General features: G+C 62.2%; 16 protein-coding genes. 6 read left to right on the forward strand and 10 right to left on the reverse strand.

Features of this window, described 5'->3' with window-relative positions; all coding sequences use genetic code 11:
• Window positions 1-5: 5 nt before the first annotated feature.
• From ACFPN2_RS09765 to ACFPN2_RS09785, 5 genes are all read right to left on the reverse strand, one after another.
• Entirely contained in the window at window positions 6-1,388 is a 1,383-nt protein-coding gene (locus tag ACFPN2_RS09765) for an NfeD family protein (RefSeq protein WP_380596421.1), read from the reverse strand.
• A gap of 102 nt (window positions 1,389-1,490) precedes the next feature.
• Window positions 1,491-1,982 (reverse strand): DUF934 domain-containing protein, encoded by a 492-nt coding sequence (locus tag ACFPN2_RS09770; protein WP_380596422.1) that lies wholly within the window; start codon window positions 1,980-1,982, stop codon window positions 1,491-1,493.
• Window positions 1,957-3,615: a nitrite/sulfite reductase gene (locus ACFPN2_RS09775; RefSeq protein WP_380596423.1), complete on the reverse strand. Its 1,659-nt coding sequence runs from the start codon at window positions 3,613-3,615 to the stop codon at window positions 1,957-1,959. The genes ACFPN2_RS09770 and ACFPN2_RS09775 overlap by 26 nt, the downstream gene beginning before the upstream one ends.
• 84 nt (window positions 3,616-3,699) lie before the next feature.
• Window positions 3,700-4,560, reverse strand: a complete 861-nt coding sequence (locus ACFPN2_RS09780) for an acyl-CoA thioesterase (protein WP_380596424.1) — start codon at window positions 4,558-4,560, stop codon at window positions 3,700-3,702.
• A gap of 2 nt (window positions 4,561-4,562) precedes the next feature.
• Window positions 4,563-5,627, reverse strand: a complete 1,065-nt coding sequence (locus tag ACFPN2_RS09785) for an NAD(P)/FAD-dependent oxidoreductase (RefSeq protein ID WP_380600090.1) — start codon at window positions 5,625-5,627, stop codon at window positions 4,563-4,565.
• 267 nt (window positions 5,628-5,894) lie between these two features.
• On the opposite strand from ACFPN2_RS09785, the gene ACFPN2_RS09790 reads away from it, so the two are divergent.
• From ACFPN2_RS09790 to ACFPN2_RS09800, 3 genes are read left to right on the forward strand one after another with little or no spacing between them, the layout of a single operon-like run.
• On the forward strand, window positions 5,895-6,377 hold the full coding sequence (locus ACFPN2_RS09790) for a (2Fe-2S)-binding protein (protein ID WP_380596425.1): 483 nt from the start codon (window positions 5,895-5,897) through the stop codon (window positions 6,375-6,377).
• A 12-nt stretch (window positions 6,378-6,389) separates the two neighbouring features.
• Window positions 6,390-8,648 carry a xanthine dehydrogenase family protein molybdopterin-binding subunit gene (locus ACFPN2_RS09795; RefSeq protein WP_380596426.1) on the forward strand — a complete coding sequence of 753 codons (2,259 nt, stop codon included), beginning with the start codon at window positions 6,390-6,392 and terminating at the stop codon, window positions 8,646-8,648.
• Between the two features lie 2 nt (window positions 8,649-8,650).
• Window positions 8,651-9,187, forward strand: a complete 537-nt coding sequence (locus ACFPN2_RS09800) for a hypothetical protein (protein ID WP_380596427.1) — start codon at window positions 8,651-8,653, stop codon at window positions 9,185-9,187.
• Here the strand turns inward: ACFPN2_RS09800 and ACFPN2_RS09805 are convergent, their stop codons facing one another.
• The 4 genes from ACFPN2_RS09805 to ACFPN2_RS09820 form a co-directional block, all read right to left on the reverse strand.
• Window positions 9,188-9,478 (reverse strand): WYL domain-containing protein, encoded by a 291-nt coding sequence (locus tag ACFPN2_RS09805; protein WP_380596428.1) that lies wholly within the window; start codon window positions 9,476-9,478, stop codon window positions 9,188-9,190. It lies immediately after the preceding gene.
• Window positions 9,478-10,119 (reverse strand): response regulator, encoded by a 642-nt coding sequence (locus tag ACFPN2_RS09810; protein ID WP_380596429.1) that lies wholly within the window; start codon window positions 10,117-10,119, stop codon window positions 9,478-9,480. Before ACFPN2_RS09810 ends, ACFPN2_RS09805 begins: the two co-directional genes overlap by 1 nt.
• Entirely contained in the window at window positions 10,116-11,831 is a 1,716-nt protein-coding gene (locus ACFPN2_RS09815; RefSeq protein WP_380596430.1) for a GAF domain-containing protein, read from the reverse strand. The genes ACFPN2_RS09810 and ACFPN2_RS09815 overlap by 4 nt, the downstream gene beginning before the upstream one ends.
• A 98-nt stretch (window positions 11,832-11,929) precedes the next feature.
• Window positions 11,930-12,535: a TetR/AcrR family transcriptional regulator gene (locus ACFPN2_RS09820; RefSeq protein ID WP_380596431.1), complete on the reverse strand. Its 606-nt coding sequence runs from the start codon at window positions 12,533-12,535 to the stop codon at window positions 11,930-11,932.
• A gap of 117 nt (window positions 12,536-12,652) precedes the next feature.
• Here ACFPN2_RS09820 and ACFPN2_RS09825 point away from each other — a divergent pair, with 117 nt between their 5' ends.
• Together ACFPN2_RS09825 and ACFPN2_RS09830 are read left to right on the forward strand one after the other, a co-directional pair.
• Window positions 12,653-13,510 carry a metal-dependent hydrolase gene (locus tag ACFPN2_RS09825; RefSeq protein ID WP_380596432.1) on the forward strand — a complete coding sequence of 286 codons (858 nt, stop codon included), beginning with the start codon at window positions 12,653-12,655 and terminating at the stop codon, window positions 13,508-13,510.
• Between the two features lie 220 nt (window positions 13,511-13,730).
• Window positions 13,731-14,393 carry an energy transducer TonB gene (locus tag ACFPN2_RS09830; RefSeq protein WP_380596433.1) on the forward strand — a complete coding sequence of 221 codons (663 nt, stop codon included), beginning with the start codon at window positions 13,731-13,733 and terminating at the stop codon, window positions 14,391-14,393.
• Between the two features lie 42 nt (window positions 14,394-14,435).
• Here the strand turns inward: ACFPN2_RS09830 and ACFPN2_RS09835 are convergent, their stop codons facing one another.
• Entirely contained in the window at window positions 14,436-15,635 is a 1,200-nt protein-coding gene (locus tag ACFPN2_RS09835) for a carbohydrate porin (RefSeq protein WP_380596434.1), read from the reverse strand.
• A gap of 361 nt (window positions 15,636-15,996) precedes the next feature.
• Between ACFPN2_RS09835 and ACFPN2_RS09840 the strand changes: the two genes are divergently transcribed.
• Window positions 15,997-16,122: a hypothetical protein gene (locus ACFPN2_RS09840; protein WP_380596435.1), complete on the forward strand. Its 126-nt coding sequence runs from the start codon at window positions 15,997-15,999 to the stop codon at window positions 16,120-16,122.
• Window positions 16,123-16,137: the final 15 nt, after the last annotated feature.

The following is a 16,137-nucleotide window of genomic DNA, read 5'->3' on the forward strand; positions in this document are numbered from 1 at the left end:
GAGCATCATTCCTCTGCCGGCGCGACTTCCAACGTCAAACCATCCACCCGCAATACCTTCAAGCGCACGCCTTTCTTGACCGGCGCCCGAGTGACAGCACGCCAGATTTCACCTCGGATATCGACACGCCCGACGCTATCGAAATCCTCGAGCGCGACCGCGTGCTCCTGAAGCAGTTGCTCGGCACCCGTGACGACGCGCGCACGCCGCGACCGCATGAACATGCCCGCGGACAGCAACATCACGAACGCCGCCGTCACCGCCATGCCCCCGATGAGACCTCGCGCGATCCGAAACCCTGGCACCTGTCCTTCGAACAGCATGACGGAGCCAATCGTGAACGCGACGACACCGCCCACGCCGAGCGCGCCGAAGCTGGGCGCGAACGCTTCGGCGACAATCAACGCGATGCCCAAGGCAATGAGCGCGAGGCCAGCGTAGTTGACCGAGAGAATCTGAAACGCGTACAGCGCCAGCAGCAGACACACGGCGCCAACCACGCCTGGCGCGAAGCTGCCGGGGTTGTAGCCTTCCAGAAGTAATCCGTAAATGCCGGCGAGCATCAGCAAATACGCGACGTTCGGATTGGTCAGGATGCTCAGCACCTTGGTGCGCCAGTCAGCCGTGAACTCCTCGGTCACGAGGCCTTGCGTCGCCAGTTGCACGACGCCAAAGCGGGTTTTCACCTTGCGACCGTCGAGCTGATGTAACAAATCCTGCAGGTCGGTCGCGACCACATCGATGACTTTTTGCTCCAGCGCGACGCGCGCCGTGAGGCTCACCGCCTGTCGCACGGCCGCCTCACCCCAATCGGCGTTGCGATCACGCAGCTCCGCCAAGCCACGGATGTAAGAAACAGCATCGTTCACTGCCTTGCGCTCCAAGGCACTGTCCGGCTCACCGGCCGGTTGTTCGTTCTTGTCTTTGTCGCGCGGGTGGTCGTCTTCGGGCTTGGAAGGTTGCGGACCTCCGATTTGAATCGGTGTCGCCGCCCCGAGGTTCGTTGCCGGAGCCATGGCGGCAACGTGACTGGCGTACAGCAGATAAGTGCCCGCGCTGGCCGCACGCGCCCCCGAAGGCGAGACATAGATAACCACGGGCACTGGCGATGCGAGAATGGCCTGGATCATTTCGCGCATGGCGGAATCGAGACCGCCAGGCGTGTCCATCTCCAACACCACGAGCTGTACGTTGCGCTCCTGCGCCCGTTTCAGAGCTCGCAAGAAGAAACTGCTGGTCGCAGGCCCGATCGCATCGCGGATTTCCAAATGCAACAGCGCGGGCGGTCGCTCCGCCCAAGCCGCACCCATCCAGGCCAGTAAGGGCAGCAAGGACAATAGCAGCCTCGCACCGACGACCGCCCGGTGGGGAGATTTCGTGTGGGCCACAACGACCTCCTGGGTGCCTGGCATTGGGCGCCAGCCCCAGGAGCATCTTATGCGTCTACGCCCCGATCGGGGTAGTGGAACGCAGGGGAGGATCGGGTTTGTTTAGCCGACCGCGCGACGCTGAACGTGCACGCCGGCGGCGTCGAACGCGCCCTGATAGGCGACGGAGAAATCGTCGAACGCCGTGAGCGCCACATCGAGATTGGTGCCTTCGGGCAGCTCGAACGTGTCGAAGCCACAGCGCGCCATATAAAACAATTGATCGCGCTGGATCTTGCCCACCGCGCGCAGCTCACCGGTGAACTTGTACCGCGTGCGAAGCAGAGCGGCCTGGCTATAGCCACGACCTTCGCCGATACCCCCGAACTCGAGCGCGACCAGTCCGATGCGAGTGAAGTCGTTCTTCAGCTCGTCCACCTTGTCGGTGACGCCGAGGCGCACGCCGAGACGGCCGTCCCACAGCCACCACTGCTCGCGCTCCGCTTTCCAGCGGGCGAACGGCAGGATCAGCGCGCGTTCGCGGCCGACCGGATCTTCGTCGGCGTAACGCCACTCATCGACGATAACTTCACGCTGCTTGATCAGCTGGCGCATAAACCTTGGCCTTGAAAGGAGCGACGCCGATGCGACGGAAGGTGTCGAGGAAACGTTCCTCTTCCTGCCGGTGCTCGACGAAAACATTGATGATGCGTTCGATGGTCTCGGCAACGTCGTCGTGCGCGACAGACGGGCCGATCACCTTGCCCAGCGACGCGTCATGACCGCCGGTCGAGCCGCCGAGGGTGATCTGGTACCACTCCTCGCCGTCCTTATCGACGCCGAGCACACCGATGTGACCGACCGAGTGATGGCCGCAGCCATTCATGCAGCCGGACATCTTCAGCTGGATCTCGCCCAGATCGTAGAGGTAATCGAGGCTGTCGAACCGCTCGTTGATCTGCTCGGCCAGCGGAATGGAGCGCGCATTCGCCAGCGCGCAGAAATCGCCGCCGGGGCAGCAGATCATGTCGGTGAGCGTGCCGATGTTGGCCGTCGCCAGATCGTGCAGCTTCAGCTGCTGCCATAGCGCGAACAGATCGCTCTGCTTCACGTGGGCGAACAGTACGTTCTGATCGTGCGTCGAGCGGATTTCGCCGAGCGAATATTGTTCGGCGAGCGCGGCAACGTGGTCCAGCTCATCCGCGGTGATGTCACCCGGCGGACGCTTCGGCGACTTGAGCGACAGGAACACGGCGCGATAACCCGCAACCTTGTGCTTGCGAGTGTTGTACTGGTACCAGTTGCGGAATTCCTGCGGCTTGCCGGACACCACATCCTGATCCTGCAGCGTCTCGTAGGCCTTCGGCGCGAAGTACGACTTGATGCGCTCGAAGCCGGCGGCATCGAACACCGGCGCGGTGTCCTTCGCAGCCGCAAATTCCTCTTCGACCAATTCGCGGAACTTGTCCGGACCGATCGCCTTCACAAGGATCTTGATACGCGCCTTGTGAATGTTGTCGCGACGACCTTCGAGGTTGTACACGCGCAGGATGGCTTCGAGGTACGCGAGCAGATCCTTCTTCGGCAGGAACTCGCGGATCACGTGGCCGATCATCGGCGCGCGTCCGAGGCCGCCGCCAACCAGCACTTCGAATCCAACTTCGCCCTGCTCGTTCTTCACGAGGTGCAAGCCCACGTCGTGCACGCGTGAAGCGGCGCGATCCGCCGGCGAGCCGGTGACCGCGATCTTGAACTTACGCGGCAGATACGAGAACTCGGGATGTAACGTTGCCCACTGGCGCACGTATTCGCACCACGGACGCGGATCTTCCAACTCATCGGCCGCGACGCCGGCCAGATGATCGGAAGTCACGTTACGAATGCAGTTACCGCTGGTTTGAATGCCGTGCAGCTGCACCGTCGCGAGCAACGCCAGGATGTCCGGCACCTGCTCGAGCTTCGGCCAGTTGAACTGCATGTTCTGGCGCGTGGAGAAGTGGCCATAGCCCTTGTCGAATTCGCGCGCGATCCGGCCGAGCATCCGAACCTGATCGGGACGCAACAGGCCGTACGGAATCGAGATGCGCAACATCGGCGCATGCTTCTGGATGTACAGGCCGTTGCGGAGTCGCAGGGCCCGGAAATCGTCCTCGGACAGCTGGCCCGCCAGAAACCGCTGCGTCTGGTCCCGATACTGGGCGACGCGCTGGTCCACGAGCGTTTGGTCGATCTGGTCGTACTGATACATGGTGCGGGACTGTAAGCCCGCTCCACGACGGGAGAAATTCGACTTGGATATGACCAGATGCCGGTTAGAAAGGGGTCACAAGGATCAAGGACTTAGGCGTCGGACCAGACCCTCTTGAGCAGTCGATGCGACCAGCCGGCCGTCGCGGGTGAACAGGCTGCCTCGCGCGAACCCGCGCGCCCCAGACGCCGTCGGGCTATCCAGCACGTAGAGCAGCCATTCATCCGGCCGCGCCGGACGGTGAAACCACATTGCGTGGTCGATGCTCGCCATCTGCAGCTGCTCGCGTTCATTCGTCATACGCGCGTCCATGCTGGCCGCCCCCAGCAGGAAGTAGTCCGAGGTGTAAGCCAGCAGGCAGTGATGCAGAACCGGGTCGTCCGGAACCCGCTCCACCAGACGAATCCACACCTTCACCTGCGGGTCGCGCGGCACCTCGGCCAACGGATCGGGCAACTCAGCGGGCCGGAATTCGAACGGATGCTCGTGGATCCTGAACGGCGAGGGTCGATCCGGCGCCAGGCGCTTGGCGTCGGCCACAGCGGTCGCGAGATCGGGCACCGATTCCGGCGGCGGCACCTTGGGCATATCGGCCTGACGATCGATGGCCGCTTCGGGCACCTGAAACGACGCCGACATGTGAAAGATCTGCTGGCCATGCTGAATGGCGACCACGCGACGCGACGTGAAGCCGCGACCGTCACGGCTCCGATCCACTTCGTACACGATGGGATGGTCCGCATCGCCGGCCCGCAGGAAATACGCGTGCAACGAATGCGCCTCGCGTCCCTCGACCGTCGCATACGCCGCGGCCAGCGCCTGACCCAGCACTTGCCCGCCGAATACGCGACCGCCCGCGAGCCTGCGGCTCTGGCCCCGAAACAAATCGATTTCCAACCGCTCCAGCTTCAACACCTGGAGCAGATCGACCAACAACGGATTCACGACTACTGCTCTCCGGCCACTCCCAGCCGCTTTTGCATGATGGGACTGGTGGTCGTGTATTGCAGGGGAATCTTCTTGGCGGGATTCAAATGCGCCGCGACCGCGAAGGCCGCCAGTGCCGCCTCGTGGAAACCGGACAGAATCAGCTTCTTCTTGCCGGGATACGTGTTGATGTCACCCACCGCGAAAATACCCGGCACGCTGGTCTGGAATTTTTCGGTGTCGACCAGGATGGCGCGCTTGTCGAGCCCCAGGCCCCACTCGGCAATCGGGCCGAGCTTCGGATGCAGGCCGAAAAACACCAATGCTTTGTCCGCGTGCAGCTCATCGATCGCACCATCACTCTTCTTCACACGCACGCCTTTGAACTCGCCGCCCTCGGTGATGAGCGACTGCGCGATCGCTTCCACGTAGCGCATGCTTCCGGAGCTGACGAGGTCGTGCATCTTCGCGACCGACGCCGGCGCGGCGCGAAATTCCGGACGACGATGCACCAGCGTGACGCTGCGGGCTTTGCCGGCAAATTCGAGGGTCCAGTCGAGCGCGGAATCGCCGCCGCCGAAGATCAGCAGATGCTTGCCGGTGAACTCGGCCGAGTTCTTCACTTTGTAATGAATGCTCGTGTTCTCGAACGCCTCGACCCCTTCGCAACCGAGTCGACGCGGCTGAAACGAGCCGAGACCGCCGGCGATGATCACCGTCTTCGCATGAAAGCGGGTGTCGAGCGACGTGCGTAACAGGAATGTATGGTCGGGCAACACCTTCAGCTCGGTGACTTCCTGCCCCATATGAAACTGCGCGTTGAACGGCTTGGCCTGCTGTAACAATCGATCGACCAGTTCCTGCGCGCCGCAGACCGGCAGCGCCGGGATGTCGTAGATCGGTTTCTCCGGGTACAGCTCGCTGCACTGACCGCCCGGATGCTGGAGCGAGTCGATGATGTGGGCCCGAATGCCCAGCAGCCCCAGTTCGAAAATCTGGAACAGGCCGCACGGTCCCGCTCCAACGATGACCGCATCGGCCTGAATGGCGCCGGCCACGTCGGCGGCTGTCGCGTTATCACTCACAGTAGTGCTCAAAACTGCTCTCCCCTCATCGCTCAGGAAGTCTTCGAACCCGATTCTACACAAGCGATCCGTTGCGTCAGTTCCACACCGCGCATCGGCGTTGTCAGGCGCAGGTCAGCGCATTGTCAGCGAAGCGGCGGGTGTTGGCACTTCCTCACCATCAAGCGCGATAAATCGCCACCCTCGCGCGGTCGGTTGCATTGTCGCTGGCCGGAGCCCGTGAAAGAATCGACCGCCTCATCCCAGCCCCGAGCCAGGAAGACTCCCATGCGCTTGAACATCAACGGTAAAGATCTCGAGGTCAAGGACGCGGACGACGCCACGCCGCTGCTGTGGGTCCTCCGCGATCATCTCGGTTTGGTCGGCACCAAGTACGGCTGCGGTGTCGCTCAGTGCGGAGCCTGCACCGTGCATCTCAATGGCGCACCGGTGCGCTCTTGTTCCATTCCGGCGAGCGCGGTCGTGGGTCAGAAGATCACGACGATCGAAGGCCTGGCGAGCAAGGACGGCAAGTTGAGCGCCGTGCAGGCCGCGTGGATCGAGCACGATGTCGCTCAGTGCGGTTACTGCCAAGCGGGCCAGATCATGTCGGCGACCGCGCTGCTCAAGAGCAATCCCAAGCCCACCGATGCCGACATCGACGCTGCGATGGCCGGCAACATCTGCCGCTGCGGCACTTACACCCGTATTCGCAAAGCCATTCACGCGGCCGCGGCCAAAGTGAACGGCGACCTGGTCAGCCAGAATTAATCGGAGGTTCCCATGAGCGCCATCGAATCTTCGATCCTGTCCGCCGATGCATATGTGCAGGACCTGCTCCGCGCCGCCGAGGCGCAATCGTCCGTCGGCAAAGTCAGCCGACGCCAGTTCCTGAAAGTCACCGGCCTGGTCGGTGGCGGTCTGGTGCTGGCGTTCTACGTCGGTGAGAAGGACGTTGCTCTGGCCGCTGCGAAGGGCAAAGAGTTCGCGCCGAATGCGTTCCTGCGCATTTCGCCGGAAGGCACGATCACGCTGTATTCCAAGGCCCCGGAGATCGGTCAGGGCATCAAGACCGCGTTCCCGATGATCATCGCCGAAGAGCTCGATGCGGATTGGGCGCACGTGAAAGTCGAACAAGCCGCGATCAATCCCGCTGTGTATGGTCGTCAGAGCGCGGGTGGCTCGCGTTCCATTCCGACGTCGTGGGATCAATTGCGACGCGCCGGCGCGACCGGTCGCGCAATGCTCGTCAGCGCCGCTGCCAAACAGTGGAATGTGAGCGAAGCGGAGCTCACCACGGAGAACAGCACCGTCTTCCACAAGGCGAGCAAGCGCAAGGCGACGTATGCCTCGCTGGCCACTGCGGCCGCGGCGCTGCCGGTGCCGGATGAGAAGGCGCTCAAGCTCAAGACTCGCAGCGAATACAAACTGCTCGGCAAGCGCATCGGCGGTGTCGACAACCACGCCATCGTCACGGGCAAGCCGCTGTTCGGCATCGATCAAGTGGTGCCGGGCATGCAGTACGCCGTGTTCGTGAAATGCCCCGCTGTTGGCGGCAAAGTTGTGGAAGCGAATCTCGATGAGATTCGGAAGCTGCCGGGCGTGACGCAGGCATTTGTTTTGAATGGCACCGGCAAGCCCACTGAAGTGATGCCGGGCGTGGCGATTCTCGCCAAGTCCACTTGGGCTGCGTTCAGCGCGCGTCAGAAGTTACAAGTGAAGTGGGACGAGTCGACAGCTTCCAAGGACAGCTGGGCTTCGTACGTAGAACAGGCGCAGAAGCTCGCGTCGCAATCGGGCCCGGATTCGATTCGTAACAACGGCGACGTCGACAAGGTGTTCGCCGAGGCGAAACCGGTCGAAGCGTTCTACACCTATCCGTTCATTGCTCACGCTCCGCTCGAGCCGCAGAACACCACCGCGGTGTTCAAAGATGGCGCGATCGAGATCTGGTCGCCGACGCAGACGCCCGAAGCCGGCTTGAAACTGGTGTCCGATGTGCTCGGCATTCCGCCGGAGAAAGTCACATTGCACCAGACGCGCGTCGGCGGCGGCTTCGGCCGTCGTTTGATGAACGACTACATGTGCGAAGCCGCCGCCATCGCCAAGCAGGCCGGCGTGCCGGTGAAGCTGCAGTGGACGCGTGAGGACGACATGCACCACGACTTCTATCGAGTCGGGGGCTTCCATTCGTTCAAAGGCGGTCTCGACAAGGCGGGCAAGCTGATCGCGTGGCAGGATCATTTCATCACTTTCACCCAGGACGGCCAGCGCCCGACCAGCGGCGGTGACATGTCAGCCGAAGAGTTCCCTGCGCAACTGATTCCCAATGCGCGACTCACGCAAACCAAGCTTCCATTGCAAATTCCCACAGGCCCGTGGCGCGCACCCCGCTCGTGCTCGATTGCGTTCGCCACGCAATCGTTCCTGCACGAATGCTCGGTCGCCGCGAACCGCGATCACCTGGAATTTCTGCTGGAAATCATGGGCGAGCCGCGTTGGCTGCAACAGGGCAACGAGTTTGCACTGAATACCGGTCGTGCGGCCGCGGTCATCAAGCTCGCCGCCGAGAAAGCCGGCTGGGGACAGAAGCTGCCGAAAGGCCGCGGCCTCGGCCTGGCCTTCCACTTCAGCCACGCCGGCCACTTCGCCGAAGTCGCCGACGTGAGCGTCGACGAGAACCGCAAGATCACCATCCATCGCATCGTCGTCGCCGGCGACGTCGGCCCCATCGTCAACATGAGCGGCGCCGAGAATCAAACCGAAGGCGCAGTCACCGACGGCTTCAGCGCCGCGCTGGCCCAGCAGATCGATTTCGAGAACGGCCGGATCAAACAAAACAACTTCGACACCTACTCGATCCTTCGCATTCCCAATGCGCCGAAGGTCGAGTCGTACTTCATCGAAAGCGACTTCACTCCCACGGGCATCGGCGAACCGGCATTGCCGCCGGTTGCTCCGGCGATTGCGAATGCGATCTTTGCGGCGACGGGGCATCGGGTGCGGTCGATGCCGTTTACGAAGGAAGGGTATTCGGTCTAGGAATGCGAATCGAAACCGACGCGGGCATCGTCGAAATCATCAACGAGCCCGCGCACACCTTCTGTTCCGCCGACAACGTTCGCTCTTATCCAGTCGAGCACAATCTCACCGTCGACTCGCGGCCCTTCTCCATTCACGGACTGATCCTCAACGGCGCCCCACTCGCTGTCTTCGGCCGCGGCGGCGGTCCCTCCAGCGTCCATCAACATTCCGGCGTCTACGTGGATAGCTCTTTGTATCTCGCGGTCGGCGATTGCGTGGTATGCGTCGAACTGAAACCGTTCCGATTTCAATGGATGCTAGAGACCGATTCAGCCACCTGCTTCGGCATCCATTTCGATACGCACCATCAAGCCCTGATTTCTCACGGCGAGCTGGAGATCAGCCGTTTCTCGAATGATGGCCGCCTGCTTTGGAACGCATCAGGCGCGGACATCTTCACGGGCGAGTTCTCTCTGCATCCTCAGTATGTGCAGGCTATCGACTGGAACGATCGGGTTTACCGGTTCAGGTACGAGGATGGCGGCTTGGTGAATTGACTAGATCCGACAGTAGATCTTCGTCATCCCCTTGTCGTCTGGATTGTAGTTAGGATCGTCGGGCGTGAACGTTTGCTCGAGCACCTGCACATCGGACATTTCGGACAGCGTCCAAAGTTTGCCGAAGCGGGCGCCACCAACTTCGATTGCACGAAGCACGTCGCGGCCAGCGGTCGATACGCCGACGCAATATGGCTGAACGGTGCGAACACGCCCGTTGTAGCGGAACCGCAGCAGCACTCGTCGCTTGATGGCATCGACGATAGCGCTGTGCGGATCCGTCGCAGCCATCACCGCCGCCCCAGCCCCCGCTGGACCGCAAACAACGCCGCCTGCGTCCGATCTTCGAGCTTCAGCTTCGCGAGAATCGTGCTGACGTAACCCTTCACCGTCCCCTCCGTGAGATGTAACTCGTCGCCGATCTGACGATTGCTCATACCGCGAGCGATCAGATCGAGCACGCTCCGCTCACGCTGAGTAAGCAGCGCCAAAGGGTCGGCTTGGCGATTGCGTAGCTGTTCGACCAAAGAGCGTTGAGCCAGGGGGTGCAGCCAGGTCTGGCCGCCGGCGACGGTGCGGAGGGCGGTGACGAAGTCGGATTTGGTGACGTCTTTGAGGATGTAGCCGGCGGCGCCGGCGGCCATGATTTCGCGGACCTGACCGTCTTCGGCGTAGGAAGTCAGCGCGATGACTTTCACCGTGGGTGAGGTGGCGCGGATGACGCGGATGGCGTCGCTGGCGGCCATGCCGGGCATCTTTAGATCCATGAGCACGATGTCCGGCTGCAAGCGGCGCACGGCATCGCACGCTTCGTCTCCGTTGCCGGCTTCGCCGACGATGACGAACTCTTCGCCGTCGTCGAGCAGCGCGCGGAGGCCTTCGCGAACGATGCCGTGATCGTCGACAAGCAGCAGCTTGATGGTGGCAGTCATGGTGTCATCGCCAGCAATGGAATGCGAATACATACCGTCGTCCCTCGTCCAGACTGCGATTGAACTTCACAGACGCCGCCGAGCGCGGCGGCGCGCTCGCTCATGGTCTGCAAGCCGATCCCTTGTTCGGGAGAATCTCCAGTGACTTCGGCCCGGGCGGCGACGTCGAAGCCGCGGCCGTTGTCCTGAACACTTAACATCAACACATCGTCATTCACCGCGGCGCTCACATCCAGCCGATCCGCGCCCGAATGGCGGATGGCATTCGACAAGGCTTCGCGACAGATCAGATACAAGCGCTCTTCCAGCGACGGCGGCTGCGAACGGTACGCGGCGAAGTCGAGCCGGATGCTCGGCGTCTGCGGGGCCAAAATAAAAGCGAAGCGCTGTAACGCCGCGGCCAGGCCCATCTTCTTCACGTCGGCAACGCCGGCATTCTCAATCGCGCTCGTGCCTGCTTCACTCGTCGAATCCGGCCGCAACTCTCGCAGCAGCGCACGCATCTCGGCGAACGCGAGACGCGCCAGTTCCTCGATGCGACGAGCGCGACGCTCGCCTTCCGCCGGATCGCGACGCCACGCGGGCACAATCGATTGTGACATCAGGCTGATCGACGACAACGCCTGACTCACCGCGTCGTGCAGATCGCGCGCCAGACGCTGACGTTCGCGCATCACCGCCGCCTGCCGGGCTTCACGCGACAGACTGGTGTTCTTGATCGCGACCGCCAGGTGATCGGCGATGATCTGAATGCTCGCGACATCGTCCTCATCGAACGGATTCAGGCCTTCAATATTGATACAGCCGAACACTTCCTCGCCGAGCACGATAGGCATGGCCAGCTCGGTACGAACATTGATCGGGATCGGCGGCGGCACATAGCGGGGATCTTTGCGAACGTCGTTGACGATCTGCGCCGTGCGCGTCATCACAGCCGTCCCGGTCACGCCTTTGGTGACAGGAATTCGGTGGGACAGATCCATGATGTCGCCGTAGTTGCCAGCATGCCCATCGAACAACAAATATTCCCCGTCATCGTCACGAAACAGCAACGGGATGACGACGTTCGGATAACCCAAGTGCTCATGAATCACTTGCGCCGCCGTCGCCACCAGCTCATTGGCATCGAGGCCGGCGGTGATGACCCGAGCGATGTGAGCAATCAACGTCATCCGCTCGGTGCGACGTTTCTCGCGCTCGTAGCGCATGGCGTTTTGAATCGCGATCGCTGCGTGGCGAGCAAACAAACGCAGCGTGTCGAGGTCGGCCGCACCAAACTTGCGCGGCGGCGGCGCGCCGATGCCAAACACGCCGAGCAAGCCGCCGCCCGGCCCGGGGATCGGCACACCGATGACCGCGTAGTCGCGCATCTCGGGCAGGGAAATCCGTTGCAGCTCGCCGTAACGATCGACGATGACGGGCCGGCCGGTGGCCAGCACCTTACCGATCAACCCCTCGCCGGGCTCGAACTCCAGCCCCAGCTCGGTCAGCGGCAACTGATGAATGGCCTCGACCTGCACCGTATGACGGCGCGGCACATACAAACCGATGGACCCGCTGTCCGCACCGAGCAGCTCGCACGCGCGCGTGATGATGCTGGTCAGCAACGGGCGCAGCTCCAGCTCGCTGGCGATTTCCTCGAGAATGGTATTGAAAGGCTCGCTCATTGCGGGCATGTCGCGGCCTTCGATTCGCAGGATTCCGGAGCTCACGGGAGGGTCTGCGCGCGGTTGATGAGCGGAGTATTTGCTGCGTGCAAGCTGCGTTCAAGTGGGGTTTCGAGGCACTGCCTTTGGTCAGGACTTGTGGGTCACGAATGGCCGCCTCCCTTCGGCTGCGGGGCCAGCACGGCGGGCAACAACGCGCCCATCAGCTTGCGCACCGCCTCCCGCTCCCGGCCCACCATCTTGCGCAACTCGTTGCCAATGATGGCGTCGCCGAGCGCCGCGACCGTCACAAACAAGGTCGCGGATGTCACACGTTCGTGAATCGTCGCGGCATCGCCCTCGCCGTCGGCGCCCCGCTCGACGCTGTCGATATAGTCGCGCACCACCTCGCCGATCGGCGCCAGATGCATGGATTCGCCCGTGAGCGCCATCCATGCGGCCAGCCGGCCCGCGCCGCCCCGGTCGAACGCGTCGAACACGATATCGACGAAATCCTTCACCTCGCCCTTGCCGGCGCGCAGCCGCATGACGGCCGATTCGATGGTGGTCGTCAGCTCGCTGACCATCTGCCGCATCAACTCCGACTGCAGCCCGGCCGCCGAGCCGAAGTGATGAATCAGGTTGGTGTGGCTCATGCCCAGATCGCTGGCGACGGCCTGCAAAGTGATGGCGTCGGGCCCCTCGGCCAACAGCAGCCGGCGCGCCGACGTGAGCGCCAGGGTGCGGGCCTCCTCAGGCGTACGGCGCACCCTCGGACTATGAACATTTCCCGGGGATTTAGCCGGATTCTTGCCGGTGGGCCGCGGTGCTTTCTTCGGCTGAGTCACTATTGACAATACTCTCAATAAGAACTTGTAATAGCCGCCATGGACACCCCCACTGCCGGCACGCCCGCCGACCTCACGATCACGCCGCGAGACCTGCGTCTGGACCGCAAGGCAGTCCAGGCCAAATGGTGGCACGGCGGCGACCCGGTGGCGACCGCATACTTCAACGCCTTGTCGGCCTCCTTCCCGCAAGGTGAGACGTTCTTTATCGAATCGGTGCGTCGTTTCCGGGACCGCGTGCCGCCCCGCCTGCAGGAACAGATCAAAGCGTTCGTCGAACAGGAAGCCGCGCACACCCGCGAGCACGTGGTGTTCAACAAGCTCATCAAGAGTGCCGGTTACGAGACCGCCGCGATGGACGCCGAAATCCGGCGTCGGCTCGACATCGCCCGCTCGCGTCATCCGGTCGGGCAACTCGCGATCACAGTGGCGTTGGAACATTTCACCGCGATCATGGCGCACACGCTGTTGACCGAGAAAGATCCGCTGCCCGGCGCGCCGCCCGAAGTGTTGAGGCTGTGGCAATGGCATGCCATCGAAGAAGTGGAGCACAAGGCGGTGGCGTTCGACACCTATCTCGAGGTGACGCGCGAGCTGTCGGCATTCAAGCGCTGGGCTATTCGCTGCCAGGTGATGGTGCTGATCAGCCTGCAGTTCTGGTACTCGAACTTTCAGCGCATGGCGGATTTCTTCAGGCAGGATGGCATCAACACGCCGCGCACCTGGTGGCGCGTGTTTACTTATTTAGTCATCAAGCCCGGCATGGTGCGCCGGCTGTTCCTGCCCTATCTCAGTTTCTTCCGTCCCGGCTTCCACCCCTGGGATCACGACGACGGCGCGCTGGTTCGCGAGTTCGAACAGCGCCTGCGCTTGACAGAAGTCACATCCGATATCTGACAACGCCAGCTCACAAAAAATTCCCCAACGTCCCAACCGGAATGTGCTTACTTCCGGGAGCCTCCCGCGCGGGAGCAGATTCTAGTCGCGGGTGCAGCGCCGATCGTCGTCCGGCGCGTTGAAACATCGGCCACCCGGATGGGGCCGTCGCCGCAACCCGTGTCATGGCGCGCTCGTGCGCACGGGCGGGCTTCTAATAACACGTTGGGAGTAAATCGGAATGACTGCGACGACGGTTAATAGTTTTCCATCGTTGAATAACTGGAACTCGCCACGCGCGTGGGCGCTGGCGATCATCGTGCTACTGCATATGGGCTTTTTCTGGGCGCTGACCCACGGCCTGTCGATCAATCCTTTGACGATCCTCAAGACGGCGCCCCCGCTGCTGATACCGATCACAGAGAAGCCGACACCGCCACCGCCGAAGCCACTGACGCCGGTCGACGTCAACCCCGTTCAACGCGTGGACACGCTCCCGCCGACTCCCCTCGATTTTCCAACGGAACGGACCATTACCGATCCGATTATCGATGATGTGCCGAAGATCGGGAACGAGATCGTCGGCCCTGGCAGCGCGACCGAGCCACTGCCGAAGATCGTCGAGCCTCGCATCGACTCACGTCGCGGTCTGAGCGAGCCCTATTATTCGCCGGCGGATATCCGCGCGGGCAACGAGGGCACGGTGGTGTTGTCGATCTATATCCTCGCGGACGGTCGCGTCGGCGATGTGAAGCTCGTCAGCTCCAGCGGCCACGAAGGGCTCGACAAGTCGGCGATGCGTGAAGCGAAGAAGTGGCGCTTCGTTCCCGGCACCACCGATGGTCAGCCGATGGCGATGTGGAAGCAGCTGCCGATAACGTTCCGTCTCAACACCCGCATGTAGGGTTGAAAGCAGTGCCGGCGTCAGCGCGCCGGCACTGCGCTGTTACCAGCTGAACGTCGGCGCAGCGACTTCGAAGCGCAATCCCACCACCACAGCGTTACGCAGGGAACGCTGTGATCCTGGATTGACGATGTATTGAACGTCGGGCTGCACGGTCAGCCAATCGGTAACCGTCGCTCGCCACGTGAGCTCGACCGCCGCTTCGTAATCGTCCAACCCTTCCGTGCTGTCACGAAACGCGGATGACGTTTTGATCCAGGCGGCACCGATACCAAAACTCTGTTCTCGTCCCGGCGGACGCGGCACGTCGTAATTCAACGCGCCGATCACGGACCAATCGCAATCGTTGACGCTATGTTCCGCGTGACCGATGCGCAGCGACGTGCGCCAGGGCCGCACCTCGTCCAACGCACCCAGACGCGAGTCGGCTGAAACATACCAACCGTGATTGTGAGTCGAACCCGTCGACTCCGCGCCTTCGGCTACTAAGTGTTCGGTGGTCTGCGTGTAGCCCCACATACCAAAGGCCACCTTCTCCACACGACCTTCCGACAGGTGCTGTAACTCGGAGACCAACAACAAGCCGTCGTTGCGATCCAGATGCACGGTGGTCACTTTGGGCTTATGCGGGTCGCCCGGCACACCGTCGAAAGCGCCGACGAGCCAATGCCAGTCGGACGCCACCTGCAGATTGACGCTCATGCCCAACGACGTCGTCGGGAAGATCGACGGACCGTTCTCGCCGCTCTGACTGAAATCCTGACCGATGCCGAACACCGAGTTGATGAACAAACCACGCGGGTCGCTGGCATCGAACTCGGCGTTCAAATCAAGCAGACCGACGCGCAAACCATGCTCGCCGTCCTCGCCGAACCCCCATGCCGCGCCCACCTCCAACAGCCGCGCCGCTGACGGAGCATCGATATTCGACACCGCAAATGAATCGCCGACGAAACGATCCGACAAGCCGCCGCCGGCGTTGCTCTGGCCGGAAACAAACAACGTCAGCCCGCGGATATCGAACAGCTCTTCCATATCGAGCGTCGCGGCCACATCGAGATTGGAGAGGTGGCGATCGCCGCGCTCCAGCCCGCCGCGACGATTGGAAAAATAGTCGCCGGTGTAGCCGGCCTCGAAACTCATGCTCGACGCGAAATCGCCCGCCTGCGCGGACACGGCTGCGCAGGCCGCGCAGGCACCCGCGGCAACCAAGGTCAGTTGTTTCGACATCAGCCAGTTCATGCGACAGCCCGTATTGGCCAGCTCCGATCGGCCAATACATCGGCATCGGCACGGCCGGCATGACACGACCGCATCGCTTTCAGGCTTTGCCGTACCCTGGCACCGGTGCATCCCGGGCGCGGACAGTGACGGACGTCACGTTATCGAAGCGCGACCAAACACCAATAACACAATGTCTGTCACCCAATCGGCGACCGAAATTATGTAGGCAACAACTCCAGCGATGGCGCGGATCATCGCAATGCGGCTGCCAAACCCTCGTCCTGTCCCTTAATTCCAATCCGATTTTGGTATGGCAGGGTCCGCCACGCACCGGGCAATACATTCCGTGTTGTTCGACGTGCCTCTGAAGGAGAGGGCAATGGACATGGATCCCATCGAGCTCGTCGACCTGGGCGATGCCGCTGAAGAAACAAAACAGTTCCTGCCGGTCCCGGTCTTTCCGGACAGCACCTATTTCTGGGGGCTGGTGCCGGATCTGGGCTGATGTCTGAAGCGTGAC

Origin of the sequence: Steroidobacter flavus (assembly GCF_042651805.1) — a bacterium.
GTDB classification, from domain to species: domain Bacteria; phylum Pseudomonadota; class Gammaproteobacteria; order Steroidobacterales; family Steroidobacteraceae; genus Steroidobacter; species Steroidobacter flavus.